This window comes from Cohnella yongneupensis, from assembly GCF_042655785.1.
Lineage (GTDB): Bacteria > Bacillota > Bacilli > Paenibacillales > Paenibacillaceae > Cohnella > Cohnella yongneupensis.
In genome coordinates, this window is record NZ_JBHSNC010000001.1 from 1 (window position 1) to 26,724 (window position 26,724).

Here is a 26,724-nt window from a genome sequence, read left to right on the forward strand (position 1 = left end):
TTTTCCCGTCAATTCGTGGACAACTAACACCGTCTAGTGCTGGACGAATTACGCTAGCTCTAACAATTATTCGTTATTGTTATAAAATCAATATTATTTGAACCTGACTTTTGTACTTTGTACAATTCAACCCAGTGGTCTTGCAAAACAATTTTCCCTTGACTTGGTTTGTATTCAATGAACGCTTTTGGTGAAAAGAATGACCTTCCTGTTGAATATGAATTCTCTTCGACTTGGGGGATAAATCTCAAGAGATATTCATTTCCATTGAAAACAAAAAGCACAATGATATATTTGTTTTTAGATATAAATCGTAATTTGTCTTCTGAGTCTGTTTCCAAAGTGAAGAGCAGTTCAAGAATGTTTAAGAGAGTGCTCTTTCCGGTGCCCCGCCCTCCTATGATGCAATTAAGGTCACGTGAAAAATTCACATTAAAATTGTTATCATTACTATCGTGTTGCTTTCTCAAATAACCGTAAGTTCCTGGATCAATTAATATTCCTTTTATGTACTTGTTAGTCTTTTTTGGTTTCTCTAAGTATACGCAGAATTTATGATTAACAAATGCTCTTTTTAGAGCAAAAAAACCTGGATTACTGATCTTTATCCAAGTATTGTTTACTCCTATTTGAGATAATTCGTGAGCATCACCTTCATTTATGAAACAAAATTTATTTTCAGGATCGTTCACACCATATACGATTAATTTATTTTTTTCCCGTTCAATTACGTCGCTAGTAGTTAGTCCTAATATATATAAGTTTTTATCATTGAAAAGTGTAGATTTATAAAGCCCTGTCGTCTTAAGCGAGAGTGAATTGATGTGTGCTATATACCCGATACCACCCATAGCACTTATTTTATTCAGGATCGAATATGAGGTTTCATATGTCCCTTCATGAGAAGGTATATAATAATTAATAAGTTCGCGGACACTATTAATCATACTTGTATCAAACATGCCAACCAGATGAACCTGTTCTGAACAAGAAATTTCTATCCCAAGAATTAAAGAGATCTTCCCTGGAGCCCCTTCTTTGCCTTTATAACGCTCGATATAATACTCAATTAATGCATATTTTAATTTATCGTAACCGTCGATTGTATTGTGATCAGTAACAACGACAAGTTGAATATTTTCTTGGAATAATCTATGGGCGATTAGTTTATAGGACATATATTCTTTTAACGATGAGAAGGGTTTTCCATCGGATTCAAGATTTAATTTGTATTCTTTGCTCGCGTATAAACCTTGACGTATTTCATCTAAAAAATGATCTTTTTGAATTGTATTTATATAGCCATTATTGAACGCAATATTAATAACTTCCTCGTCTGATAAGTCCACATATTTCATGTCCTTTTCTAACCTATAATCATGTGAAGCTGGTGTGTGTAGATGAAATTCGCATTTAATAATTTCTCCATACTTATTTCTTGCTTTATTTATATCGTTGTATTTTTTTAACAGAGGATTAGACACGCTAACACCCCTTCTTTGTCGCATTTTAGTTATATTTTTACATATTAGAACCATCCTGTCGACACAATATTACCTTTAAGTAATCAACGGTTTCACACTTTATGACTATGCAAGTTCTTCTCCTTACAAAAAAAAAAAGAACTTGCAGCCATAAAACAAAAACTCCGCACTACACGTCGGAGTTTAAGCTTTGTATGTTCTCTTTCTTGTTCTTCAGGTCAATGTTCTTGACATCACCAAATGACAAGAACTTGATCTGATAAATACAAAAGTCCGCATTTTTCGCGGACTTTAATCGGTCTATGTTCTTGTCAGCCGACCAGTCTCACTATCGTTTAGCCTACACCTTTCCCTTTCTTAATAATGTGTTCCCAATTTGGGGGTAGCTCAAAATCTTTAAGATGTTCAAACCTTATGACTTCTACCCCTCCCAAGTTGTCAATCTTGAAGGAAATAAAATCAGATCCAACATCAAGATGAGGACCGATATAAGGTGTTACCGTCACATTAACGACGATATAGGAATCATGATACTCAATCAATACGTTTAATGGATTAAGGAATGGAGCAAAAGTAGGCAATTCTTTCAGTTTATCCTTGTAATAAAGATCTAATTGTTCTTGTATTTTGGGCCTTAACAAGGTAAGTATAACCCTATTTGGGTCTGCATCCGTTTTAGCGTCAGTAGTCTGTAGTGATGCTAATATACACATTATGATCAGAACATATGCCATTACACCGCGTTGCATGAAGAGTGCTCCTCAGTTTTTGGTTATATTGCCCATTTGACTTCTAAATTATCCAGCACGTTAGCTCATAAGACTTCTCCATCTCCACTTGCCATGGATCCACGTTCGAAGCCTTTCGATAAACAATGCAGGTTCTTGTCTTCAATCGAGATTCGATGTAAGTTCTTGTCCATACCCAAGGACAAGAACTTACATCGATAAAATAAAAAAGCCGCGCTGAGCGCGGATCTGTATGATTGTATGTTTTTGTCCTTGTACAGCAGCCGATTGACTGGTCGACTGCATGTATGTTGCTACGAATGATCAACAGAAGCATAAATAACAGTGAAAAACTCCATACTACCTCCGATTATCATTTCCATTTCGATGCTTTGGAGGAGATCGCTTGAAGTTTTTCATTGTGTTGTCCGTAATATCTTGCCTAGGGCTATCGCCTAGCCACTCCGTATTACCGTATTCGTCCCAGGTTTTCGAAGTTCAAAATGAGATCAATGCATCTCCTTCACCAGAAGAAAATGATACCGTTAAGCCGTATGCATTTCGATCCGGCCGTCGAACATATCGCCCTCCCCAACGCAGGTACACGGGTGAATCGCCGGGAACGAATCGAACCGGCCAGCGACCTGGCGTTAATGAGCCTGTCGGTCGATCTCCTGCTGCAAGACCGAGCCCGTTCGGCGGCTTCTTTGGCGGATTGTTCGCCGGCACCTTGTTCAGCAGCTTACTGAACCCGTTCGGTTACGGAGGCTTCGGCGGGAGTAATCTGATCGGAATATTGTTCTGGGGAGCAATCATATACATGGCTTTCCGTTTCATTCGTCGGGTCATAGGGAAACAGAGATAAACAAAGCTTCAATCGATGTACATCGTATATTCGGCTATGTTCGTTCTCATAATCATGCGGGTATCTAACAATTCCATCAGCGTCAACCCGTCAACTGGGATCACGTAAGCGTTTTGCGACAGCGGCAGCGATTGTCCGTCGTTCAGGACGGTGCCTTCACCATGGAGTCTCAGCGCGCTCTCGTCTGTGTATCCATCAATCGATGCCGTCTCGGGTTTGAAATCGACACCGCTCAAATTAATTCGAACATGGTCGGAATCGTCTTGCTCATGCTTATGAATGAGCAGCGATTGGTCGCGATGATCTTCAAGCCAGTTCATAAGCGTGTGTACGGCAGCGTTCAATGCCATCAAAATCCCGCCTCTCGGTTGAAACAAGTTCTAACCTTAAGTAAAATACTCAATCTTAGCCTCCGGAAAATGCGCTTCTATCTGTTCGTACATAAAGGCCTTGAGCAGGTTTGCCTGGTCGTCAGGATAGACGTATTTGCCTTGCCCCCAACGTCCCCACTTGTATTTACGTTTTTCTTCATCCATCTCCAACTTAGTTTTAGGATAGCGTTGCTGGATAATGTTCTTGGCCGTTTTCGTAAACCGGTGCTGAATCAGCTCGAAAGTGAGATCGGATCTTGCTTCTGCCGGTAGCGCTTCCCGAATACGGCGTATAAGGTCTGCATAACCGTCTTCCCAGCCTTCATGCCAAATAATCGGAGCAATAATAAATCCAAGCGGATACCCGGCATGAGCGACCTTGCCGGCTGCCGTAATTCGTTCGTAAAAGTTCGAAGTAGCCGGCTCGAAGTTTTTGATGACGTACTCGGCATTGACGCTAAAGCGAAAGCGGGTATGTTTATTATGTTCCGCGTCGAGAAGCGGCTCGACATGGTGATATTTTGTAACGAATCGTAACCTTCCCAGCGGCTGTTGTCCCATGAATTCTATATATTCCTTCAGCGAACCCGAAATATGCTCCAGGCCTACTGGATCGGAAGTGCAAGCAGCCTCGAACCGGGTTATTTCCGGTGCTCGTTCTTGGATGTATTGTTCAGCTTGCCGCAGGATATCGTCGGTGTTCACGTAAACGCGGATATAAGGCTTGGCCCCGAGCGTGGTCTGAAGATAACAATAGTGGCAATGCGCCATGCATCCGGTTGCAATCGGAATGGCGTATTCGGCAGAGGGCTTGGATTGGTCGAATTTTAATGTCTTACGAATACCGACTACTAACGTTCTTTTGGCTATCCGGTATTTATCGAGATCGCTCTCTCCGGGTAAATCGGTAATTCGGTTATGAGACGTAGTCGTACGGATCGGGAGTCCTTGCGCCTTCGCCCACTCCTGTATCTTTTGGCCTTTGGGATAGTTCAGCGCGTCCGGCTCGAAATACACGAGCTCCGGCACGAATACTTTGGTATCGCGTGCTGGCGGAGTCAATAATTCCGTTGAATGAAGCATTGCGAAACCTCCATACTATGCGCTTTGGGTCGGTTTTTTGCGAATGGTCGTCAGCTCGAAGGCTTCCTTTGGAATTCCGAGTTCTATGGCTTTCTTCTTTTTAATGACCATTGCTTGCTGCAAGCTGGTCGCTTGAAATTCAATTGTCGTTCCGGACGGATCCTCGAAAGCGTAGTAGCTCTTTTTATTAGCCATTAATTAAGCCCTCTCCATCTTAAGATCATTTAACCAAACTCATTATGTCTTCAATGCGAGGGAATTAACCCTGTAATCTGCAGCACAGTTAATGCCACCTCAATAACGATAAGTATTACAACAATCCACTCCACGAATAATCCTCTAATGGAATGACTGATATCCGAGAAACCTTCCATGATGTGATATAAAATATCGGTTTTGCTCTTCAAGATCTTATAGCGATCATTTAACTCAAAAAAGTTCATCATCTCATCGTAAAATTGGTTTGCTGATTGATGGATCCATGTGACTTCAGGTTTATCCAAAATCATGATATAGGCAAGCGTATTAAACTCGTGACGAACGATTTTGGCGGTTGTTCTGGCCAGTTCCTTATTACTTACCCGAAGCTTACCTTTCTCTATCCTTTCAATCATAAGCTCCAGATGATCTTGTATTTTACTTAATTGTTCTTCTGCTTTCTCGAGTGCAACCGATTTGGCGAGGATTGTTGAGATCAATTCCGGTAGAAAGAATTCATATTCAGCAACGATTACAACTTCGTCCGTCATTTCCATTCGATTACTCTCATCGATTCGAAGATTGTAGTCATCAGTGAAATAATTCGATTGCAAGAGATCAATTTCAGGTTCAAACGTTTGAATAAACTTCAAGAAGAACGTCATTTGTTCAGCGCTAGTGTGATTAACGAAAACGATGCTTCCGAAAGAAAACACCATGACTTGCTGAAACTCGTCTACGGTCGATTGATAGATTGATTTAAGTATATTGTTTCTAATAATTAAAGGTTGTTCCCACGTGTATTTCTTAGGAATACCACAGTGAATCGCAATCTTATTTAAATCAATCTCATTTGTCATAGCTAATGCCTTAAATGTAATATTGGTCACAGATCACTTTCCCCTTTTTCCCCATACCTTATCAGAAACCAATATTAGGATAGGCTTCCCGCAATCGAGGAAATGAATACTCCCAGCAATCAGCCTGTAGAACGGCAATATCACGATTTTCCAGCACTTTCTGAAGACCAATCGTTAACGCTTCTCCTTGGACCGGCTTTCCATGTCCGGTTAACGCTAGAAGGGGACTTAATTTGGCTAATTTAAGTACCGATGCTTTGGCTGCAGGCCAGTCCAACGTGAAATATTTCGGTGGACCGTTAATCTCGAGCTCTTGCATGAACACTTTATAGATCGATTCCTGTTTCACAGTTACGAATGCATCGCCTGCCACAAGAGCACGGGAGCTCTCATGGAATAATGAAACATGCCCGGGGATATGCCCATCGGTTAGCAGCCAATTCCAATCAGTCAGATACGGAATTGACCCGTCACGAGGCAAGATGCGCACCCGTCCGCCGAGCTGAATCGGATCAATTTCTTGTCACCCGACATTTATATGGGTGTCACTATTAGGGCTTTAATAAAAAAGCCCGCGAAAACGCGGACTTGATTCGGCCAACATGACTTATTCCCAGTGCTACTTATGCTATCGAGCGCGCACGTTTTCAGGTTCAAACAAGATATCGATCGATTGCCACGGAGAGAAAAACGATGTTCGGATGTACCGCATGTTCCACGTTGCGTTTCGTCTTTCTCCTTCGGAAGGATACAATTCGACGCTCCACGTGAGTGGGATCACAAGGGCATCCACCGCATCGACCGCATCCTGCCGCCTCGGTGCTGCAGATCGAACCGCTGCGAGCGCGCCCATTTTCCGCAAAACCTCATCCTGCTTGATGAGCTCCACGCCTTCCGTCAGCAGCCTCACCCATTCCGGATCCCGCTCGTTCATCGCGTGAACCAAGCTTTCCGCCAGCCGCTCCGGCGCCGCGGTGCTAGTAAAGGCCCGGGATTGTCCTGCGGCTTTGTACACCATCATCTGATGAGCCACGTCTGGCACCGTGGACTTGTGCGTCGTACTTTCCAAGAAATGAATACAAAAATGGCCCGAGAAATCGTTGTCCGGAATTCCATCCCCACCATGCGGCTTCCCGTTCATGGAAGCAGCGACTCGCTCTTCTCCCAACCGTACGACGATCGCTCTACGTTTCCAGCTCCACTGCCCGCCGTAAATGAGATTCATCACCTTCGTATCCTCGCGTGTCAACGGCTGGACATCCGCATGATCGCGTCCCGCCCGCCGCTGTACTTGGAAGGATAGTCCCGTCTCTAAGTCCTGTACGGTAAAGACGCAATTCCGATAAAAAATTCGATCGGCTTCCTGCCAACGAAGCAGACGTCCGTAATGACGCTCCCTCAGCACTTCTCCTTCTTGAAGCAGACGCGCCGACGCTTTCCAAGGGAGAACAATTTGCTCTCCCGTATTCTCCTCCCATAAACGGCCGGAACGCGTCATTCGGAACGTCCGATTCTCCATCGCAGGGCCGGCCACACGGACGTACAAATCCGTTAGCTCCGGTGCGAATTCGGTCATCTTCCCCCGCTCGGCCCGAAGCACCCAATCGAGATTAAGTCGGGGCATATCGTGCAGGCTTTCGAACGTGGCATCTGCGCTTGAACGAACGATGAGAGTGGCCGTATTCTCCGATTGCTCGCTCGGCGCCGCAAAGGCGGCGTTTGGGCCGAATAGGGCCGCGAGCAGTGTCGTTGACGCTATCCACTTCGCCGTCAGCATGAATAATGGTTTTTGCAATTGGTTTCCTCCGCCCATATTTCGGATGACGTCTGGGAATCGTAACTGCTTGAAGGAAGGTGTACGCATGCGAGGAATATGGGCGCTTGGCCTTTCGATTTGGCTCAGCCAAGCCGCGGCTCCCGATGATATGACGATCGAACATGAAGGACGTACCATAATTCGCGTAAACCGCGCTGATTATACGTTGTCCGTATTTCCGCTCATCCATCCGACTAAGCTGCAAGCACTGTTAGATTCCGTTGCCCGTCAAACCGATCATCCGCCCGTCAATGCTCGCATCGGCGTAGATGGCGCAATCGAAGCCGAGCGCCTCGGCGTAAAGCTCGATCGCCGTAAGTTCGAAGAGCGCTGCTACGAATACTTTTATGGGAACGGCCCCTTTTCGCTCCCGACGCCGCAGACCGTCGTCTATCCGAGAGTCGATGGTGAGCTGCTGTCTTTGATCCGGGAAAAGCCGATTGGCAGCTATGCCACGTATTTCCGCGCCAGCAATAAGAACCGTTCGAACAACATCACGCTTGCAGTCCAAGCAATCAATAACACGGTCATCTTTCCAAATGAAACGTTCTCGTTCAACAAGGTTGTCGGAGTGCGAAACCAGCAAAAAGGCTACCGTCGCGCCAAAGTGATTGTTCGGGGCGAGCTTGCGGAGGACATCGGCGGCGGCATCTGCCAAGTGTCCTCCACGCTGTTCAACGCAGTCGATCGGGCGGGTCTCACTATATTGGAGCGCTATTCGCACAGCCGCCAAGTCCCTTATGTCCTGCCAGGCCGCGATGCGACGGTCAGCTGGAACGGACCAGATTTCGCGTTCCAAAACCAATACGACCAGCCGATTCTCATTCGCGCTTTCGCAGGGAGCGGAAGTTTGTACGTTTCGGTATATTCATCCGAATTTATCAACTTTCATCCCCGTAACGTGCCCGGCATGTCCGAACGGCTCCCCGAGGAAGTGCCGATCGACCGGGGCGTCCACTCCATGAAATAAGCGCCGCCCCCTAAAGTCGGCGCTTATTGCCGTACCAACTTGATTGCGATTACTCGTTTCCAGCGAATTCGTTCCAACGACTTCCCCCGTAAATGACCGTGGACCCCGTCGAACCAGCGACTTGGCGGGCGCGTTCTGGAACATCGGCAATCGGATATTGTTCTTGTCTCCAATCGGCAATCGGATCAAGTTCTTGACATCGCCATGTGACAGGAACTTTATCCGATAAATAAAAAAGCCCGCGATTTACGCGGACTGCAATCGGACTATGTTCTTGTCAGCCGACAGCTAATGTCGAAGGACAAGAACATACATCGTTAAAGGACAAGAACTTACATTGATTGGCTCCTCTTTGCTCTTTCCTGTTCAGAGTTAATTTTCAATTGAGGCCCGTTAAACATGTTTAAATTTTATGGTGACGCCAATATTGTTTTTTGATGGACTTCAATTAATAACTTGCCGGAGGCCAACAATGCATATTGACGAACGAAAGCGGCTTTTTCAAAAGCTAGACCACATTATTGTTGATCTACCCTATTACGTCAAAGAATTCATCGAACAAAATATGCATAAATCTCCACACACGCTCATTAATTAATCGCTTGTATATATAGCTTTCTGGTAACCTCTGCACCAAGTGAAAGCGAGGTTGAATTTTTCCATTCTAACTCTATTCAAACAAATATCTCATTGGAGGATGCTCAAGATTGGCGGCTTGTTAAATCTTGGGTTGAACCAAACAAACGAGCTACATATGCAAATCAGCATTCTTTTGAGGTATCCAAGCAACAAGAGGAGTGGAAACTGTCTCCACTCTACATCCCAGATCGAGAAGCAAAAGAATGGAAAACTACTCACCCTCTTGAACAAATCAGAAAGACCCAGCAAAAAAATGCAGCTACAAACACACACTTTATTAATGTAGTTAAAGTTATCAAGTGGTGGAAGAGATTCAATTACCCTGAAGCTGGACAACCCAAAAGTTATCCGTTAGAGCATCTAATTTGGCATGCTTGTCCTGATGATATAAAAAGTGTTGCCCAAGGTGTAACATTTACATTTGAAACAATCGTGTCTAAATACCCTCCCAAGCCTTATTTGCCTGATCATGGTGTTGTCGAACACAATGTTATGGGACGAGTTGAATGGAAAGAGTATGAAGAGTTTTATCAACAGATTATCAAAGCTGCGAGTTTAGCAAGAATAGCTCTTGATTCGACAGATTTTACTACATGTCATTCTGCATGGACTTCATTATTTGGTGATCAATTCCCTCCTGCTCCTGAACATACTCCTGGAGGTTTCACTCCTCGTGGACAAACTATCACACAGCCGAGCGGTGGACGATTTGCATAAAATATCAGATGAGTTAGCTCTAGGAAGAAGAGCTTTAGAAAGTATCTCGGGCGTCCGACTTATCAAGGACTTATTTTGGTTAGAAGATACGAAAAAATGGGCTTTACATCTTGAAATCAGTATAAAATCTTCTAATAAAGATCTTATACCATCATTGACTGAATGGTATGTGCTTGTTGATGAGTACTACCCACGTGGTCAAATTAAAGTATACCCTTCAGCTATTAATGGCATTGACAATACTTTCCCACATCAAAGTATAAACACATATAAAAAAGGTCAGCTTTTTCGGGATGGATCACTTTGTCTAGATGAAACAACAAAAATCTTTAATAAGGAATTCGGACTGATCGAAACTTTTCAAGCAGTCAGCCGGATGGCATGGCATATAGAAAGAGCGAAAAAATGGTTACAACTGGCATCTGAGGATTCTCTATTCCTTCAAGGGGATCCTTTTGAATTGCCAGAATTTCCGTGTGCCCAAAACACATTAATTGCCTATAGCGAAAGTCCGAACAGTTATTCAAAATGGGAACAATCAGGGAAAACTTTTGGTATTTCTACGATTATTAAAATAAAAAAATCACCTGAAGCGTACTTAATATATGATTTCAAAACGTTGAACGGTGAACCAATCCATGAAAATGAATGGGGACAATTTTCAAAAGTACTTGCGCATTCGAAATTAACCGCGATATGGATACGGACTTCTTCTTTTATCCAAAGACCATGGACAGTACCGATTAAGTGGTCAGATCTGTATCGGTTATTTGATGAACAAGGATATAATTTTGATGAGTTCCTTATTAAAGTTCACAACGCTTTCCCAAAAAGAAAACCTTATGACAGCAACTGCTATTCGATCAATAGAAGGCTTTATGAAGTCTCCTCCTCGAGGAAATACTTTTCTAGTCTGGGAACAGATCGAAAGAAATAACCATCTGTCTTCCGTTAATTTGGTTTCCATGGAGGAACAACCCTATGAACACTGAATTTTATAGTAAGGACAGGAAATTTGGCCTTCTATTGCCTGAAGATTTAGTAAGTAATCTAATGAACAACGCCACTCATTCCTATCCAAATGAAACTGGTGGCATTTTGATTGGTCGATATTCTAATAATTTAACTATCGCAGAAGTTAGCCATATATCAACTGGATCAATTGATTCTAAGAAGTATCCCACCCAGTTTTATCGAGGCACCGCTGGGTTACAAAAACTTTTGTCGGATGCATGGGAAAAGGATCGTTCTTATTATTTAGGAGAATGGCATACTCATCCTAATGGTTTTCCTATTCCAAGTGATCCTGACAAAAGACAAATGACTGAAATCTCAAAAAGCAAAAAATATGTATGCCCGGAACCAGTATTATTGATTCTCGGTGAGATACCAATAAAATGGACTTTCGGTGCGTTTGTTTTTCCGAATGGAAAAATGATACAGATGAAATGATTTTTTTGGTTTTTGCCAATAAGGACCTATTCCAGAAGTCGCAAGCGTTGTTGTTTACAGACGGGAATGGGACAATGTTCTTGTCTCAAAACGGGAATGGGATCAAGTCCTTGACACCGGCTAATGACAAGATCTTGATCCCATAAATCAAAAAAGCCGCGATTTACGCGGCTTGTAATGGGACAATGTTTTTGACTTCCGACAACATTAAGTGATTGTGGAGCGACGGTTTCTTACACGACGAATGGGTCTGAGCCCGGGACCGGAAGCCCGACCGGCAACAGCGTGACGATCACCGGCTCGCCGGGCGATACGGTAACGGTCAAAGCCATAGCCGCCAAAGCGGACATTTTTAAGAGCACGGAGGCCGTCTTCCAGTATCATCGTAGCCTCTCCTTCAGCTTATCCGCTAAGCGGCTCGGTCGTGCCGATCAACTCCACCATTGCCTTGAACACCTCAACGCCGGGCGCGACCATTTACTATACGACGGACGGTTCCATCCCCACCTCGATCAGAGCGCATGGCAGAGGAGTCGTCGTCCATGGCTTCCCCCTTCAGACGCTGATAATCCGGGCGATCGCCGTGGTACCCGGCAAAGGGGCAAGCGCAGTGTCCACCTTCCTGTATACCAAAGGCTTGCCGACCCAAGTGCCTTACCCAACGGCCAATGTGGCGACCGGAGCCCTCGTGAGTAACAAAACCAAAATCACGTTGAAATCCAAATCGCCTAAAGCGGACATCTATTACACGACGGACGGCTCGACGCCGACCGTGAAAAGCACGAAAGGCACCTCCGTCCTGGTGACCGGTTCCCCAGGGTCTGTAGTGACGGTGCAGGCCATCGCCGTGGAATCGGGCATCCCCAGCCCGGTCGCCGCTTTCTCCTACAAAATCCGAAGTACGGTTGTTCAGAAATAAAATCATGCAAAGAGGAGGGCATCTGCCCTCCTCTTTGCATTGCGGATTATATTTTAAATGCAGACACGGCCGTATTCAATTCTTCCGCCAGCTGTGCCAGCGATTGCGAGGAGGCCGCGGTCTCCTCGGAGGCCGCCGCCGATTCCTCGCTTGCGGTCGCGATCGTTCCGATCGATTGCATCACTTCCGCGGTCTGCGCTGCCTGTTCTTCGCATTAGAAGCCAGGACGAGACTGTCTTCGGTAACGCCAAAACGCCGAATCCGCTGAGCAAGACAGTTCAGCGCAGACGCAAAAAAGGCCGCCCGTAAGCAACAAATTTGCTTAAAGGACGGCCTCACGCTTATCGTCCAAATTACACGTGTTATACCCTGTAAACGCGAGCCTCGTACGGCTTGAGCACAAGCTCCTCTGCCTGATCGGCCCGCACCGGATAATTGCGGACGATCGTTTCGCCCAGTCTGGACGTGACCTCTTCCGGCAGCTCCGCTTGTACTTCCTGCTCGGAAATGTTCAGCAGCACGAACCACTGCTTGTCTCCCAGCGTGCGGAAGTAAGCATACAGATGAGGGTGATCTTCCAGAATCGGCTCGTAGCTGCCGTACACCATTACTTCGTTCTCTTTCCGCAGCCGGATGAGGTTTTGATAGTAATAGAAAACAGAATCCCGATCCGCCAGCGCCTGCTCGACGTTGATTTCGCGGTAGTTCGGGTTGACCTTCAGCCACGGTGCGCCTTCGCTGAACCCGGAGTTCTCGGACCCATCCCACTGCATCGGCGTTCTCGAGTTGTCCCGCGCCAGATGGAGCAGGCTGTCGAACACTTCTTGCGGTTCCCTTCCCTTGGCCACTTCTTCCTTATACTTGTTCTTCAGGGCAATATCGTTGTAATCGTCGATCGACGGGAAACGCACGCCGGTCATGCCGATTTCTTCACCTTGGTACACGTACGGCATTCCGGGAAGCGTGTGGGTCAGCGTCGCAAAGCATTTGGCGGATTCCACGCGGTATTCGCGGTCGTTCCCGAAGCGGGTAACGACGCGGGTGTGGTCGTGGTTGTTCATGAACTGTGAGTTCCAGCCTTTGCCCCACATCCCGTCGTACCAACGTTTTTGGATTTCCTTGAATTTCTTGATGTCCCAATGCGCCATGTAATCCAGCACTTCGAAATGGAACAGCGTGTTCAGCTCGCCCCGGTCCTCTCCCACGTACAGCACGCCGTCTTCCGGCGTAACGAAGGGGATCTCTCCAACGGTAAAGACGTCGTAATGCTTCAGGACGCGATCGTGCATCTCTTGCAGGTACTCGTGAATGCCCGGGTTGTTGCCCAAATAGGAGATGTCGTCCGGGTTTTGCGCGTCCGGGAACCCTTCCTGCTTGGCCAGCAGGTTGATGACGTCCATGCGGAAGCCGTCGATTCCTTTATCCAGCCAGAAGCGCATCATGTCGTAGATTTCTTCCCTCACCTGTGGGTTGGCCCAGTTCAAATCGGGCTGCTCGACGGCGAACGAGTGGAAATAATACTCTTCGGTCGCCTCGTCGTACTCCCAAGTAGAAGGCGTGAAGTAGGAGCGCCAGTTGTTCGCTTCCTTCCGCCAAATGTAGTAATCCCGCTTCGGATTTTCCTTGGACGACTGGGATTCGAGGAACCATGGGTGCTTGTCCGATGTATGGTTCACGACCAAGTCCATGATCAGCTTCATGCCGCGGGCATGGACTTCCTTCAGCAGCCGTTCGAACGTGTCCATCGTGCCGGCCTTCGGCATGACGGACCGGTAATCGGAAATGTCGTAGCCGTTATCGACGTCCGGCGAACCGTAGCACGGATTCAGCCAGACGACGTCGGCGCCGAGCTCCTTGATGTAATCCAGCTTGCGGATGACGCCCTCGAGGTCGCCGTATCCGTCACCGTCCGTATCGAGAAAGCTCCGCCAATAAACCTGGTAAACGACGGCTTCTTTCCACCATGTTTTCTTCATCGCGGAGGCTCCTTTACTCTTGGATTTGCAGCTCGCAGCCGGTCGTATTCTCGACGACTTCGATGCGGGCCTTGCCGTAGCCGTCTTGGCCGGGCGTCCGGACCACCTTCACGGTAAGATGCCCTTGCCCGACGGGCAAGCGGCTTACCGTCAGCTCGCCGAATCCTTCCGGCAAGAACGGATTGAGCGCGATCTTCCGCTCCGGCACGTTCGGGTCGATGCCGAGCATTGCCTGCACGAAGGCGAAAGAAGTCGCGGCCGCCCATGCCTGCGGCGAACAGGTCGTCGGATACGGCACCGGGCCGTCCGACTCGGCAGAAGCGTAGCCGCAGAACAGCTCCGGCAGCCGCCGGTATTCGAAATGGGAGGAAGCGTCCAGCATGCCGGTAATGACCCGGCCCGCTTCCTGCTTGAGCCCGAGCTTGCCGAGGCCGAGCAGGATCATGCCGTTGTCATGCGGCCATACGCTTCCGTTGTGGTAGCTCATCGGGTAATAGCCCGTCGCTTGGGTACTCATCGTACGGACGCCGTAACCGTTGAACATGTCCTCGGACACGAGCCGCCGGGCAACGGACTCCGCGCGGGAACGCTCGGGAAGGCCCGACATCAGCAGATGTCCCGGATTCGAAGAGACGGAGCGCACCTGCCGGGCATCCTGGTCGAGCGCGATCGCGTAAAACCGCTCGTCTTCCATCCAGAACGCTTCTTCGAACCGAGCTTGCAGCGCGGCGGCTTCTTGTTCCAGCCGGTCCGCCAGTTCAACGTCCCCAAGCTGCCGGAAGATCGGCGCGAGGGTTTTCTTCGCTTGATATGCATAACCCTGCACCTCGGAAAGCGCGATCGGGGAAGACGCATACTCGCCGGTCTCATGGACGATGGAGTTAGCCGAGTCTTTCCAGCCCTGGTTAGGGAACCCCTTCTCGGCTTCCTGCCGATAGCTCAGAAACCCGCTCTCCGTGCGGCCGGCGTTCTCGTCGATCCAAGCCAACGCACGCAGCACGTTCGGCTTCAGTTCTTTCGCGAGCGCAGCGTCTCCCGTCCAACGGACGTATTCCCCGAGCACGGCAAGGAACAGCGGCGTAGCGTCAACCGTCCCGTAATAAGGGCCGAAAGGAGATTGTCCCGTATGGACCAGCTCGCCGAAGCGAATTTCGTGCATGATCTTGCCCGGCGTCTCATCCCGCCACGGATCGGTCTTCCCGCCTTGGTAAGCGGCAAGCGTCCGAAGCGTTCCCCTCACTTTGCCCGCGTTCAGCGGAAGCATGAACAGCGAAGTGATCAGGCTGTCGCGGCCGAACGGCACCGCGAACCACGGAAGGCCCGCGACGGGTACTTCTCCGTATCCGATGTCGGTCATGAGCATCCGCAAATCCGTGACGCCGCGGCGGTATATTTCGTCGAACGCCGGCACGTCGGAAGCGACGCCTGTCGTTTCCGACCGCCAGCCGTCATACGACTGCTCGAGCAGCGCAAGCCCCTCTTCGAAGGAGCGGGCTTCCGGCACCTTTCCTGCAATGACCGGCGTCACCGTAAAGCAAATCCGCTTCGTCTCCTTCGGCGCCAGCGACAACGCGAAGTGGAAGCAGCCGTCGGGACCGACTTGGGCGGCCTCGGCACAATCCCATGCGACATAAGTCTCCCGCTCGATCTCGTCCTTGCCGCGGTACCGAATGGACATGCCGTTCGGCCCGAAGTCGCGCCCGACGATTTCCCCGACGTCGCCGGTCCGGTATTTGCGGACGATGAACATGTCCTGGAAGTCCGCGTCGAAAGCGGCCGCGAAATCGAACCGGACCTCTCCGGGGAAGAAGTTCGTCAGCGATACGCGTTCATGCAGAACGCCGCCTTGAATGAAGCGCTCGCGCAGCATCTCAATGGCGCCTTCGTCTTTGCTGACCTTCATCGACCGGATGGACGCGAAATAACCCTTCGTCCCTTCCGAGGCGAGAAGAGTCGGCTTCTCCCCATCAATAAGCATCTCCATCCGGCTCAGAAACCGGGTATCCTGCGTATACAAACCATGGCCGGCTTCGTCGTTGCCGGTCACGTCCCCATGCACGTCCGTCAGGAAAAACAAATCCCCTTCTTTAATCACGCGGTAATCCATCCGTTAACGCCTCTTCCCGTGAATGATCTCGTTAGCCTTTGACGCCGGAACCGGATACGCCTTCGATATACTGCCGCTGGAAGATGAAGAAGAACACCAGGATCGGCAGGGTGGCCAGCACGACGCCCGCCATGATGAGCGGCGTGTTCTCGAAGAACATGTCCTTCACGCTGTTCAAACCGACGACCAGCACGTACTTGGTCGGGTCGCTCGTGAACGTACTTGGAATCAGATAGCTGTTCCACGTACCGGAGAACGCGAGGATCGACATCGTGATGAGCGAAGATCTCGCGAGCGGATAGACGATCCGCCAGAACGCCCCCATTTTCGTGAGCCCGTCCAGCCGAGCAGCCTCGATGAACTCGCCCGGAATGCTGATGAAAAACTGGCGAAGCATGAAAATGTACAAGCTCTGGTACAGGAACGGTATCGTGAGCCCGAGAACCGAGTTCAGCCAGCCGAGATGGGCTACGTTCACGTATACCGGGATCAGGATCATTTGGTACGGCACCATCATGGTGGCGACGACGATCCAGTAAATCCACTTCTTGCCCGCGAAATCCAGCTTCGCCAGCGCAAATCCCGCCATCGGGTTGATGATCAGGTTGCCGACGATGACGATCGCCGTCATGGCCACGGTATTCCATAGCCATTGGGGCACGTTGTAGGCATCGTTAGTGAAGAACAATTTATAGTTCGACAGGGTCCATTTCGAAAATCCCGCCAAATGGTTCACGTCCTGCATGGTCACGAGGGACGTATACAGCGTGTACAAGAAGGGAAGGGCGAAAATAACCCCAAGGACGATCAGCAGCACATAATTGCCGGTCAGTGCCAACCCCTTTTTGGTTTTCATACCCCTCACTCCTTTTCGTCCAACAGTTTTTTCTGAAGGAACGTAATGATCATGATGATGATGAAGAACAGGACGACCGCGGCGCTGCCGTAGCCAATGTTCATGTACCGGATCCCGTTCTGGTAGAAGTACGTCACGACCGTGCCGGTCGCGCCTGCCGGGGATCCCAGCGCGCCGTAGCGGGAAATCGCGGCGATCTGGTCGAAAATCTGGAAGCCCAGAATGGTCGCGACGGACACGACAAAAAAGGTGATCGGTTTCATGAACGGAACGGTAATGTAGCGGAATTGCTGGTAGCCGGAGGCTCCGTCGATCTGACCCGCTTCGTAAAGGTCCTTCGGAACTTCCTGCAGGCCGGACAAATAGACGATCATGCTGAAACCGACTTGCTGGAAAATGAACAATATGGCGACGAACAACAGCGCGTAATGCGTGTTCGCAAACCAAGTGACGTTGCCGAAACCGAATAATCCGAAGAAGTTGGTCACGAACGTCCCTTGCTTGAACAGCATCATGAACACCGTCGTTACGGCTATGGTCGAAGTAATGTAGGGAATGAAAAACAAGGTGCGGAACAAGCCTTTGCCCTTGATTTTCCGATTGACGAGGATCGCCATGAGCAAGCCGAGCAGGGTCTGCACGGGCACGGCGATCAGGACGATTTCAAGCGAGTGAAGAATGGCCCGGTAGAAGGCCTGATCGTGAAGGATCTTCGCGTAGTTCTGAAAACCGATGAATTTAGCCGCGCCCAGGTCTGCGAAGTTGGCATCCTGGAAGCTGCGGATGAACGATTGCACGAACGGGTAGAAGAACCACCACGCCCATAGAATCAGGAATGGCAAGCTGAAAAGCCAGCCCACGAAAAAATCGGAATCCCTCGCTTTGCGGAACATCATAACCCTCCTCCTGCTATCGGGCTGAGATCACCTCACCCGGAGATAAGAAACCCGTCCCCGTTTCTTGCGGAAACGAGAACGGGATTCGGATCGCTTACTTGAATTGTGCTTGGATGGCGTCGAGGATCTGCTGAGGCGTCTGCTTCGCGCCGCCGAGCAGCGTATTCTCCAGCTGGGTAACCAGCTCGTCTTTAAACTTCCTCGTTTCGGCCGGATAGGCGAAGTCGGTGGCCGTTTTCAGCGCCGGTTCAACCGGCTTAAATTCCGGGTTCAATTCGAAATACTTCGGCGACAGGGAAGCTACCGCGGAGTTCAGCCCGTTCTCCATGAATTCCGTTTGCGTAGCGTCGTTCGTCATGTAGTAAGCCGCTTGGGCTGCCGCCAGCTTGTCCTTCGCGTCCTTCAGCACGACATAACCGTCGGAGATCATCGTGCTTCCTTCCGTCGTGCCTTTCGGTACCGGCAGCGCAACGTATTTCAGATTCGGAGCCGCGCCCTTCAGGAAGCTCTTGTACCAGTAGCCGCCCGTCGTCATCACAGCCTTGCCGTTGGCGAACACTTCGCCGTCCCAGCCGTAGCCCAGCGATTTCGGAGTCACCGCGACGCCTGCGCTGTACATGTCGAAGATCGTTTGCAGCGCCTTGACGTTCTCCGGCGAATTGATCGACTTGCCGTAGTTCCAGCCGCCGCCGTAGGTCTTGATGTAGTTCGTGATGTGGAAGGGATCGATGTTGATGACGATCCCCTTGACGTCTTTGGTGGTCAGCTTCTGCGCTGCGGCTTTCACTTCATCCCAAGTCGTCGGGTAAGCGCCGAGGCCGGCTTTCTTCCACATGTCTTCGTTGATGAAGAACATGCCCGGCATGACGCTGTTCGGGATGCCGTACTGCTTGCCGTCCACTTTCCATACGTCCAGAGAAGTTTTCGTGAAGCGGCTCATATCCAGCTTGCCTTGCGCAGCCAAATCGTCCAGTTGAGCGAACATGCCCTTCTGGATGTACTCGTACGAGCCTTCGTTCGTCAGCTTGATGAAGTCCGGCGCGACGCCGGCCGCGATCTCGCCGGGCAGCTGGTTCCAGAATTGATCGCTGCTCGGGTACTGCTTGATTTTCAGCGTGATGTTCGGGTAGGTCTTGGAGATGTTGTCCGCTGCGGTCTGATACGTCTTCAAGTCTTGCGCCGTACCCCAGAAGCCCATCGTGATGGTCGCTTTCTGGCCGGTCGCGGCGGATGCGCTGGCGGATGGCTGCGCGGTTCCCGCGTTGTTGTTCTTGCCGCCGCATGCCGTAAGCACGAGTGCCAGGCACAGGGCCAGCAGGAGCGGAGCCGAGTATTTCCACTTTCTTTTCATTTGTCTAATCCCCCTCGATGATGTGTTTCCTCTTGCTTCTTCATCCTATAGGTTTGGGGAGTTCATTCAAATTATTCAAACCGCGTTTCCTTTAATCTGATTAACTTGTTTTCGGCGGCCGCTACGTGCGTTCTGGCAAGCTTTTAACGAAATTGACTTTTCTTTAACCGAATCATCCTAACTCCTTGCGGTAGTCGGTCGGCGACATCCCTTCGTACTTGTTGAACACGATCGCGAAATGGACCTGGCTGTGGAAACCGACCATTTCCGCGACTTCGTAAATTTTGTGCTTGTAGTCCTTGAGCAGCTCCTTTGCCTGGCCGATCCGGACCAGGTTCAGGTAATCGAACAGGCCCCTGCCCGTCTCCTGCTTGAACAGCCGGCTGATGTAATTCGGACTGGCGTGGAACGTGTCCCCAAGCAGCGTCAGCGAAATATCCTCGCGGTAATGGCTGTCGATATACTGGACCACGTTGCGGATGAGCGGGCTGTAGTCCTTGTTTTTCCCGGCGATCCGCGTTTTCAGCATGTCGTTGAACAGCGCGTGGTAAAAAGCCGAGCATTCGGTGAAGTCGTCCAATCCGTCCGCCCTTCCGCGTCCATCCCCGAAGTCGTCTTCGTCGGCCATCATGAAGAGCAGCCCTTCGTACACCTTTTTCACGTCGATTTCGGCCATGCATTCGCAGCTTTGGACATAATCTTCCCATTCCGCCAGCGATGATGCAAATCCTTCGTACTTTTCTTCCTTCAAGCCGTTCTTCATCGCCGCGATCAGCGTCTGGATCTTGGTCTGCGCGGCTTCGTCGTCCAGGTTGCGGTTCCGGTAATAGAATAAGGGATTGTTCGGGTGATAAAACTTCATCTCAAGCGCCTGCAGGGCCTGCTCCACGGCTTGGGGCAGCTGGGAGAACGCATGGCAAGCCTCACTGATGCCGAATACGGTCTCGATGTTCACGTAACGCTTCAGCGAGCTGTGCACCAAATAGACGAGATCGTTGACGTGCGCGAACGACGCTTGTCCGCTCTTGGATTCGCCGTGCGACGTCAGGATGGCGAACAAATTGTCCTGAAGCTGCACGCACTCCGTTTCCTGCTCCTTGGACAGCAGCTCGCCGAGCAGATTGGCTATCGTCCCTTGCAGGAAACCCGCGTTTTCACCCGAGTAACGTTGGAGCGTCTGGCCCAGCTTCTTAACCGAAAACAGCACCGCATACAGGTTGTTTTCTCTGAGGCGGGTTTCCGAGGCAAACTGAGCATTCCCGTACATCATGTCGCGAAGGATCGATTCCCGCGAGGGCGCGCCGGCTCCGGCATTCATCCCTCCCGAAGTCCGGTTCTCATCGATGACGCTTTGCAGCTTTTGCAGCACGCCGACGATCTCCTGCACGTTCATGCTCGGTTTGTGGAAATAGTCCACGGCGCCGAGCTTCATCGCTTTCTTGACGTGAAGGAAGTCGTCGAAGCTGCTTAAAATAATGACTTTCGTGTGCATGCCGCGGTGCCGCATTTCCGTCAGGACGTCGATGCCGTCTTTTTTGGGCATTTTGATATCGAGTATAAGAACATCCGGCCGCAGCTGCTCCATCAGCCTTAGCGTTTCCTCTCCGTCCGCCGCCTCGCCGACGATCTCCATGCCGGCTTCGTTCCAATTGTAAGAGGACTTCAGTCCGATCCTTACGAGGGGTTCGTCGTCCGCGATCAAAATTCTCACAACGGATCACCTGCTTCCTGTTCCGGTTTATCGATCACGGGCACGACGATTTTCGCGGTCGTTCCGTGGTTGAGTTCGCTGTGCAAAGACAAGCCGTAGCCTTGACCGAAATGCAGCTCGATACGCTTATGGATGTTGCCGAGGCCGATGGAGTTTAGCTTTTCCGGGGCTTCGCTGCGATCTGCGGCGATACGCTCCTCCGGTGTCATGCCACGTCCGTTGTCGGTGACCGTCATGACGATGTCGCCGGCTTCCTCCGCAATCCGAATGGCCACTTTGCCTTTATAGGAGATCTCATCGAACCCATGGAAGATGGCGTTCTCCACAAGCGGCTGGAGCATAAATTTAAGGATGCGGTATTCCAGGATATTCGGATCCACGTCGAATTCGATCTCGAACCGGTTCAAATACCGGAAGCTCAGGATCTTCGCATAGTCACGAATGAAGTTGATCTCTTCCTTCACGGTGACGAAATCGCTCTTGGTCGTCGCCGTGAACCGGATCACCGAGGAGAACGCCGTCAGCGCCTCTTCGATGCCGGAGGCTCCCTGGATTTTGGCCATCCATTTCATGGCGTTTAACGTGTTGTACATAAAATGGGGCCGGATTTGCGACTGCAGCGCGAGGATCTCCATTTGGCGCTTCTCCTGCTCCTCGTCGTAGATGGTTCGGATGAGCCGGCGGATTTCCTTCAACATCCGGTCGATCGCCGTACCGATTCTGCCGACTTCGCCCGGCGCCGCGTCTATCGTCACGTCCAGGTTGCCCTCGGTCACGAGTTTCATTTTCCGCTCCAGATTGAGCAGCGGCCTCGTGATGCCGGTCGCGATGAATACCGATGCCGCGATGGACAGCGCCAACAGCACGACGAGGGAAATCGCCACCGTCTCCACGATCGTGTATACGAAGCCGAACAGCTCCCTTTTCGGGATCACCGTTACCGTCGACCAGCCCGTCAGCTGCGAGGCGGAAGTAATGTAATAATGGCCTGCGTCCTTCTGCGGTCCGAGAATATCGTTTGCCGGACGGCCGATTTCCGCGGCGTCCTGACTGTAGATGAGATTGCCTTGCTCGTCCACCAAGTAAAATCTCGTGTTATCGGTGATGTGGATGTCGCTCCAAAGCGACTTCAAATTGGCCACGTGAATATTAAAAAGGATGAAGCCGTAAGGCTCTTTGGTGAACGGATCGACGATCGCGCGGCCGAGCGAAACGACGGGAATGGGCGGGTTGGACAGCAGCTTCTCGTCATGGATGCCGACGGGGACGTATATGCCTTTCTTGGCCATAATGCTCTGCACGAAAGGCTCTTGAGGGAACTGGTTTTCCAGATAGGAGCGGTTCAAGTAATCGAGCGAGCTTCGGCCCAGCACGAGATGGTTCGTCAGTTGGTAGATAACCGTCGAGTCGATCAGGTCCGAGTACAGCATGATGCTGTCGCGGATGATCGTGTTCACTTCGTCGAAGTCCTCCTGTCTCTCAAGCAGAGGATAAGGGACCGCGAAGTAGTCCTTCTTCATCAGGCGGAATAGGGCCGGATTCTGGACCGGAAACATGGATAAGCGGAGGAGCGGACTCATCGAGGTATCGATGTTTCGGACGACTTGCCGATTGTTCTCTTTCGCCGCGTCGAGCAGCATGCTGCGGTTGGACTCCACGTACAGCCACGATAAAGTGCCGCCGACAAGGAGAAGGGGGAGCAAAATGAAACAGGCAAAAGTCAGGATCAACTTTTGCCTGAGGCCCATATGACGGAATAATGGCCGGACATGCCTCATGGTCGGTACCACTCTTTTCGGTTGATCGGCTGCATCGGTCGGCTGGGAATCTTGGAACATTCTGCCCGTTGCGCCAACAAAATATGCTACAGCGATCGGACGGTTTTGTAAATCGGGGCTTATTTTGTGTAAGGAAGGATTCTCAAGCAACTTACAGAAATAAGAATAAATGGACCTGATCGGAAAACGGAGGTCTCCAAAGTGGACGGATGCAGCTTTCAACTCATGGGCGGTTGGAAACTGTCCATTGGCGGCGAGGATTGCACAGGTTCGGTTCCCGGCGGAAGAGCCAGGCTGCTGCTGGCTTATTTGGCGCTGGCTTACGGCGAGCACCCCGGAAGAAGGCAGATCGCGTTCGCCTTCTGGCCGGATTCCTCCGAGAAGCAAGCGTTGTCCAACCTGCGGAAGCACCCGACAACTCTAGCTGTTTCCGGTCCCTGTCCAAATATGAGCTTCCGCCGAATAATTTAGAGGATGTAAAGCCACAGTAATAGACATTTCCGTCCAAATGCATCGGGAAGTCGTCCATCGCTTCAACCGCCGCACCTTTCCCCTCGCTTACAATCGCTGTAGTGGAGCAAGCAAGCAGCGCCTGTAATGAGGTTCTTCGCTCTTCCTCAGACTCTGGCTGCTTCGTCACAGCTGAGTAGCCCGCCACGTGACTGAATACAGTCGAGGACAGTTGACAGCCTCCTATGCTGGCTCATGAACTCGCGACCTCCGTTTTTTGATTCTAGTAAGCATCTTCCTTCTTCCTATGGGATTTTATATTTGTGATTTTTTGCTCTACGTCAATAAAAGAGGCACACCTGTATGCGTGCCCCCAGACTTTAGCTAGGAAAACTTTATTCATTCTCCATCGTGCTGATGTCGATCACAAAGCGATAGCGAACATCCGAAGTTAATACACGCTCCCAAGCTTCATCAATCAGCTTGGCAGAAATGACCTCGATCTCTGGAGCGATGTTGTGTTCAGCGCAAAAATCAAGCATTTCCTGCGTTTCCCGTATGCCGCCGATCATTGATCCGGCAAACGATCGACGCTGAGGGATCAGTGAAAATACTTGAACAGACAATGGTTCAGGTGGCGCACCGACATTGACCAATGTACCATCCAATGCCAGTAAAGAAAGGTAGGCATTAATATCGATTTGCGCGCTTACTGTATTCACGATGAGGTCGAACGAACCAGCCAGTTTCTTAAACGTTTCTGGATCGCTCGTGGCATAATAATGGTCCGCGCCCAGCTTCAACCCGTCTTCTTTCTTCTTCAAAGTTTGGGATAGAACCGTAACCTCCGCCCCCATGGCATGCGCGAGCTTCACGGCCATATGTCCAAGGCCGCCAAGACCAACAACAGCCACCTTCTTGCCCGGTGCTGCCCCCCAATGGCGCAACGGCGAAAACGTTGTGATACCGGCACACAAGAGCGGAGCGGCGACGTCAAGCTCGAGACCGTCAGGAATTCTTACCACAAAGTCTTCCGTGACAACGATATGAGTGGAATAACCGCCTTGCGTATATTGTCCATATCGGTCGATGGCCGCATAGGTACCTACGTTCCCCTCAAGACAATACTGCTCTTCTCCTTTGCGACAGTTCACGCATTCTCCGCAGGAGTCAACCATGCAACCTACTCCTACTCGGTCGTCAACGGCGAACTTTGTAACTTCCGAACCAATATCAGTAACAATTCCGGCGATCTCATGTCCAGGAACAAGCGGATATTGAACCGGCCCCCAATCACCGCGAGCGGTATGAATATCCGAGTGGCAAATGCCTGCGTACTTGATCTCAATGAGAACATCGTGTGGCTTAAGATCCCTGCGTTCTATCGTGGTAAGTTTGAATGACCCTTCCGGACTGAATGTTGCGCGTGCATGAACATTTATCATAGTGCAGCCTCCTTGAATCCGTTGCATCCCATGATTCGAAATAAATTAGTCTTGCTCAGCATGCGCTTGAATGAGCATCTGTTGATTGGGTTCATTGCTTTGATAAGACTGCTCTGCAGTTAATGTATCGCCCGATTGCAGCTGAGCGTAACGGATCAACTCATTACACTCTTGAATAACCTCATTCCAGTTACGATTGGAACAAGCATTATGGATTTCTTGCCAAAGTTGCTGCCATCTATGATCTGTTGCCGTCATGTTGGCCCCCTCTTTTCTTATGACTGTCATATTCACCCATTGAATAGATTGAGCCATACGAGCATGTTTTATTCGGTTAATGCCCAGAAAGTTGTCGGGTTGGGGTCATCATGTAGTTTCTTAATAAAATCTCCCGAAACCGCAAAAACAGCCGCTTCCTCCGGAAACGGCTGTTTCTTCAGCGCATCGTTACGTACTTTCGATTTGCTGCAATTACGCCTGATGAGACTTGCCTCCGGGTCCGGACGCAGCCGGATTTTCCAACGCATTCTCCCTGCGCAATATTTCGTCCATGGAATTGTTCAACGCCGCCTGCGGGCCCTGGAAGTTTCGGCGGTAGTAGGCGAAGTCCATAATGACCAGCAGCACCATCATTCCCGCGAGCGCATAGCCGGCATTCTCATTCGGCGGAATAACCATGATGACCGATATAAACAAGATCCAGAGCAGCGCTAGAATGCCGATGGCGTCGCTGTATTTGCCGAGGTGCCAAGGTCCGAGATGCTTCGCCTGGAACCGGCCTTGCCGCTTGGCGATGATTTTCAACAAAATCGGAATGCCGTAGGCGACGTACAGCCCGACGACGCTAACCGCCGTGAGGAACGCGATCGTCGTGTAGGTCGCATCCGGATTGTTGGATTTGATGATGTAGTCCACCAGCGCTAAGACGAACGATAAGATGACGGCCAGCCAAATCGCTTTGGCAGGCGTGCGGAACTTGCGGGAAATTTGCGCCCATTGCTTGCTGAACGGCATGCCTTTGTCGCGGGAAAACGCGTACATCATCCGAGAGAACGATGTGATCGACGACAGGCCGCAGAACCACATCGCCGCGGTCACAAGCCATAGGATGACGTCGCCGAACGTGCCTCCAAGCGCTTGGCCGATGACGTAGATGAATGCGTTGTCGGCTTCGGTTGCGGCTCCGGCGTCTTTGATCGAAAGCGTGACGAACGCCAGCATGATGAAGCCGAACACGAACGAATAAGCGACGGAGTTGAAAATACCCCAAGACGCGCGAACGCGGGGATTGACCGTTTCCTCGATCGTGTGGGCCGACGCGTCGAAGCCCGTGAACGTCCACTGCGCCTGCAATAGGCCGATCAGAAACGCGAACATATACGGCTTGTCGGAGTACGTATCGCCGACTTGGTACAAGTAGTCGACCGCGTTGAGTCCACCTTTGGTGAAGAAGGCCAGCGAGAAGACGAGCACGAGAACGACGCCGATATGATACCATGCGGAAAAGTCGTTCAGTCTGGACACGATCCGAATGCCGATATGGTTAAAAATGCCGTGACTCAGTAAAATGACGGCGAACGTGATCAGAATCGTCGTCTCGGTAGAGGTGTAACCGAAGACGTCCGCGATCAGCGGATCGGCGAATAGCGCGACGGAGTAGTCGATGCCCGCCACGATGCCGATTTGGCCGATCAGGTTGATCCACGCCGTGTACCAGCCCCAGCGTTTGTTCTTGAGAATCGCCGCCCAGTGGTACAAGGCGCCCGCGGTCGGAATCGCCGAAGCGAGCTCCGCCATCGGAGCCGCGACGATCATGACGAATAAGGCGACGAGCGGCCAGCCGAAGCCCATCATGCCCGGTCCGCCGTACAACAGCCCGTGCCCGTACAAGGACACCGCGCCGGTCAGGATGGAGATGATCGAGAACGAAATCGCGAAGTTGGAAAATCCGCCCATGCTGCGAAGAAGCTCCTGCGCGTAGCCGAACTTGTGCAAGTCCTGTTTGTCTTTGTCGTGAGGTTGGGAGTGAGCGCTCATTTAAAATCCCCTCTC

26 protein-coding genes are annotated in these 26,724 nt (G+C 50.4%); 7 read left to right on the forward strand and 19 right to left on the reverse strand.

Features of this window, described 5'->3' with window-relative positions; translation table 11 throughout:
- Positions 1-59: 59 nt before the first annotated feature.
- Positions 60-1,484, reverse strand: coding sequence for a Spaf_1101 family AAA-like ATPase (locus ACFPQ4_RS00005; RefSeq protein WP_378109649.1), 1,425 nt, complete (start codon positions 1,482-1,484; stop codon positions 60-62).
- Positions 1,485-1,819: 335 nt separating this feature from the next.
- Complete coding sequence (locus tag ACFPQ4_RS00010; RefSeq protein ID WP_378109650.1) at positions 1,820-2,233, reverse strand: DUF3888 domain-containing protein; 414 nt, start codon at positions 2,231-2,233, stop codon at positions 1,820-1,822.
- Between the two features lie 482 nt (positions 2,234-2,715).
- On the opposite strand from ACFPQ4_RS00010, the gene ACFPQ4_RS00015 reads away from it, so the two are divergent.
- Entirely contained in the window at positions 2,716-2,961 is a 246-nt protein-coding gene (locus tag ACFPQ4_RS00015) for a hypothetical protein (protein WP_378109651.1), read from the forward strand.
- A gap of 124 nt (positions 2,962-3,085) precedes the next feature.
- On the opposite strand, the gene ACFPQ4_RS00020 is transcribed toward ACFPQ4_RS00015, so the two are convergent.
- From ACFPQ4_RS00020 to ACFPQ4_RS00045, 6 genes are all read right to left on the reverse strand, one after another.
- The gene (locus ACFPQ4_RS00020; RefSeq protein WP_378109652.1) at positions 3,086-3,427 is read right to left on the reverse strand and encodes a hypothetical protein; all 342 of its coding nucleotides are present in this window, start codon (positions 3,425-3,427) and stop codon (positions 3,086-3,088) included.
- Positions 3,428-3,463: 36 nt separating this feature from the next.
- Positions 3,464-4,531: a spore photoproduct lyase gene (gene splB, locus ACFPQ4_RS00025; RefSeq protein ID WP_378109653.1), complete on the reverse strand. Its 1,068-nt coding sequence runs from the start codon at positions 4,529-4,531 to the stop codon at positions 3,464-3,466.
- A 15-nt stretch (positions 4,532-4,546) separates the two neighbouring features.
- Positions 4,547-4,726: a hypothetical protein gene (locus ACFPQ4_RS00030; RefSeq protein ID WP_378109654.1), complete on the reverse strand. Its 180-nt coding sequence runs from the start codon at positions 4,724-4,726 to the stop codon at positions 4,547-4,549.
- A 50-nt stretch (positions 4,727-4,776) separates the two neighbouring features.
- Positions 4,777-5,619 carry an RMD1 family protein gene (locus ACFPQ4_RS00035; protein WP_378109655.1) on the reverse strand — a complete coding sequence of 281 codons (843 nt, stop codon included), beginning with the start codon at positions 5,617-5,619 and terminating at the stop codon, positions 4,777-4,779.
- 31 nt (positions 5,620-5,650) lie between these two features.
- Positions 5,651-6,079, reverse strand: a complete 429-nt coding sequence (locus ACFPQ4_RS00040) for an MBL fold metallo-hydrolase (protein ID WP_378109656.1) — start codon at positions 6,077-6,079, stop codon at positions 5,651-5,653.
- Between the two features lie 138 nt (positions 6,080-6,217).
- On the reverse strand, positions 6,218-7,384 hold the full coding sequence (locus ACFPQ4_RS00045; protein ID WP_378109657.1) for a hypothetical protein: 1,167 nt from the start codon (positions 7,382-7,384) through the stop codon (positions 6,218-6,220).
- Between the two features lie 67 nt (positions 7,385-7,451).
- On the opposite strand from ACFPQ4_RS00045, the gene ACFPQ4_RS00050 reads away from it, so the two are divergent.
- From ACFPQ4_RS00050 to ACFPQ4_RS00070, 5 genes are all read left to right on the forward strand, one after another.
- Positions 7,452-8,375 carry a VanW family protein gene (locus ACFPQ4_RS00050; protein ID WP_378109658.1) on the forward strand — a complete coding sequence of 308 codons (924 nt, stop codon included), beginning with the start codon at positions 7,452-7,454 and terminating at the stop codon, positions 8,373-8,375.
- Positions 8,376-9,065: 690 nt separating this feature from the next.
- Positions 9,066-9,731 carry a hypothetical protein gene (locus ACFPQ4_RS00055; RefSeq protein ID WP_378109659.1) on the forward strand — a complete coding sequence of 222 codons (666 nt, stop codon included), beginning with the start codon at positions 9,066-9,068 and terminating at the stop codon, positions 9,729-9,731.
- On the forward strand, positions 9,688-10,668 hold the full coding sequence (locus tag ACFPQ4_RS00060) for a hypothetical protein (protein ID WP_378109660.1): 981 nt from the start codon (positions 9,688-9,690) through the stop codon (positions 10,666-10,668). The genes ACFPQ4_RS00055 and ACFPQ4_RS00060 overlap by 44 nt, the downstream gene beginning before the upstream one ends.
- A gap of 44 nt (positions 10,669-10,712) precedes the next feature.
- Positions 10,713-11,183 (forward strand): M67 family metallopeptidase, encoded by a 471-nt coding sequence (locus ACFPQ4_RS00065; RefSeq protein WP_378109661.1) that lies wholly within the window; start codon positions 10,713-10,715, stop codon positions 11,181-11,183.
- A 424-nt stretch (positions 11,184-11,607) separates the two neighbouring features.
- Positions 11,608-12,102 (forward strand): chitobiase/beta-hexosaminidase C-terminal domain-containing protein, encoded by a 495-nt coding sequence (locus ACFPQ4_RS00070; protein ID WP_378109662.1) that lies wholly within the window; start codon positions 11,608-11,610, stop codon positions 12,100-12,102.
- Positions 12,103-12,148: 46 nt separating this feature from the next.
- Here the strand turns inward: ACFPQ4_RS00070 and ACFPQ4_RS00075 are convergent, their stop codons facing one another.
- The 8 genes from ACFPQ4_RS00075 to ACFPQ4_RS00110 form a co-directional block, all read right to left on the reverse strand.
- Complete coding sequence (locus tag ACFPQ4_RS00075) at positions 12,149-12,286, reverse strand: hypothetical protein (protein WP_378109663.1); 138 nt, start codon at positions 12,284-12,286, stop codon at positions 12,149-12,151.
- A 178-nt stretch (positions 12,287-12,464) separates the two neighbouring features.
- Positions 12,465-14,078 (reverse strand): glycoside hydrolase family 13 protein, encoded by a 1,614-nt coding sequence (locus tag ACFPQ4_RS00080; RefSeq protein ID WP_378109664.1) that lies wholly within the window; start codon positions 14,076-14,078, stop codon positions 12,465-12,467.
- Between the two features lie 13 nt (positions 14,079-14,091).
- Positions 14,092-16,185 carry an amylo-alpha-1,6-glucosidase gene (locus tag ACFPQ4_RS00085; protein WP_378109665.1) on the reverse strand — a complete coding sequence of 698 codons (2,094 nt, stop codon included), beginning with the start codon at positions 16,183-16,185 and terminating at the stop codon, positions 14,092-14,094.
- A gap of 31 nt (positions 16,186-16,216) precedes the next feature.
- The gene (locus tag ACFPQ4_RS00090) at positions 16,217-17,041 is read right to left on the reverse strand and encodes a carbohydrate ABC transporter permease (protein ID WP_378109666.1); all 825 of its coding nucleotides are present in this window, start codon (positions 17,039-17,041) and stop codon (positions 16,217-16,219) included.
- Positions 17,042-17,046: 5 nt separating this feature from the next.
- A complete protein-coding gene (locus ACFPQ4_RS00095; RefSeq protein WP_378109667.1) occupies positions 17,047-17,937 on the reverse strand; it encodes a carbohydrate ABC transporter permease in 891 nt (296 codons plus the stop codon).
- Between the two features lie 94 nt (positions 17,938-18,031).
- Positions 18,032-19,288 carry an ABC transporter substrate-binding protein gene (locus ACFPQ4_RS00100; RefSeq protein ID WP_378109668.1) on the reverse strand — a complete coding sequence of 419 codons (1,257 nt, stop codon included), beginning with the start codon at positions 19,286-19,288 and terminating at the stop codon, positions 18,032-18,034.
- Positions 19,289-19,460: 172 nt separating this feature from the next.
- Positions 19,461-20,999 (reverse strand): response regulator transcription factor, encoded by a 1,539-nt coding sequence (locus ACFPQ4_RS00105; protein ID WP_378109670.1) that lies wholly within the window; start codon positions 20,997-20,999, stop codon positions 19,461-19,463.
- Entirely contained in the window at positions 20,996-22,837 is a 1,842-nt protein-coding gene (locus ACFPQ4_RS00110) for a sensor histidine kinase (RefSeq protein WP_378109671.1), read from the reverse strand. Before ACFPQ4_RS00110 ends, ACFPQ4_RS00105 begins: the two co-directional genes overlap by 4 nt.
- Positions 22,838-22,978: 141 nt before the next feature.
- On the opposite strand from ACFPQ4_RS00110, the gene ACFPQ4_RS00115 reads away from it, so the two are divergent.
- Positions 22,979-23,248 (forward strand): hypothetical protein, encoded by a 270-nt coding sequence (locus ACFPQ4_RS00115; protein WP_378109672.1) that lies wholly within the window; start codon positions 22,979-22,981, stop codon positions 23,246-23,248.
- Positions 23,249-23,622: 374 nt separating this feature from the next.
- Here ACFPQ4_RS00115 and ACFPQ4_RS00120 read toward each other — a convergent pair whose 3' ends face one another.
- The 3 genes from ACFPQ4_RS00120 to ACFPQ4_RS00130 form a co-directional block, all read right to left on the reverse strand.
- Complete coding sequence (locus ACFPQ4_RS00120; protein ID WP_378109673.1) at positions 23,623-24,672, reverse strand: NAD(P)-dependent alcohol dehydrogenase; 1,050 nt, start codon at positions 24,670-24,672, stop codon at positions 23,623-23,625.
- A 45-nt stretch (positions 24,673-24,717) separates the two neighbouring features.
- On the reverse strand, positions 24,718-24,930 hold the full coding sequence (locus ACFPQ4_RS00125; protein ID WP_378109674.1) for a hypothetical protein: 213 nt from the start codon (positions 24,928-24,930) through the stop codon (positions 24,718-24,720).
- A gap of 213 nt (positions 24,931-25,143) precedes the next feature.
- The gene (locus ACFPQ4_RS00130) at positions 25,144-26,709 is read right to left on the reverse strand and encodes an amino acid permease (RefSeq protein ID WP_378109675.1); all 1,566 of its coding nucleotides are present in this window, start codon (positions 26,707-26,709) and stop codon (positions 25,144-25,146) included.
- Between the last annotated feature and the right edge of the window lie 15 nt (positions 26,710-26,724).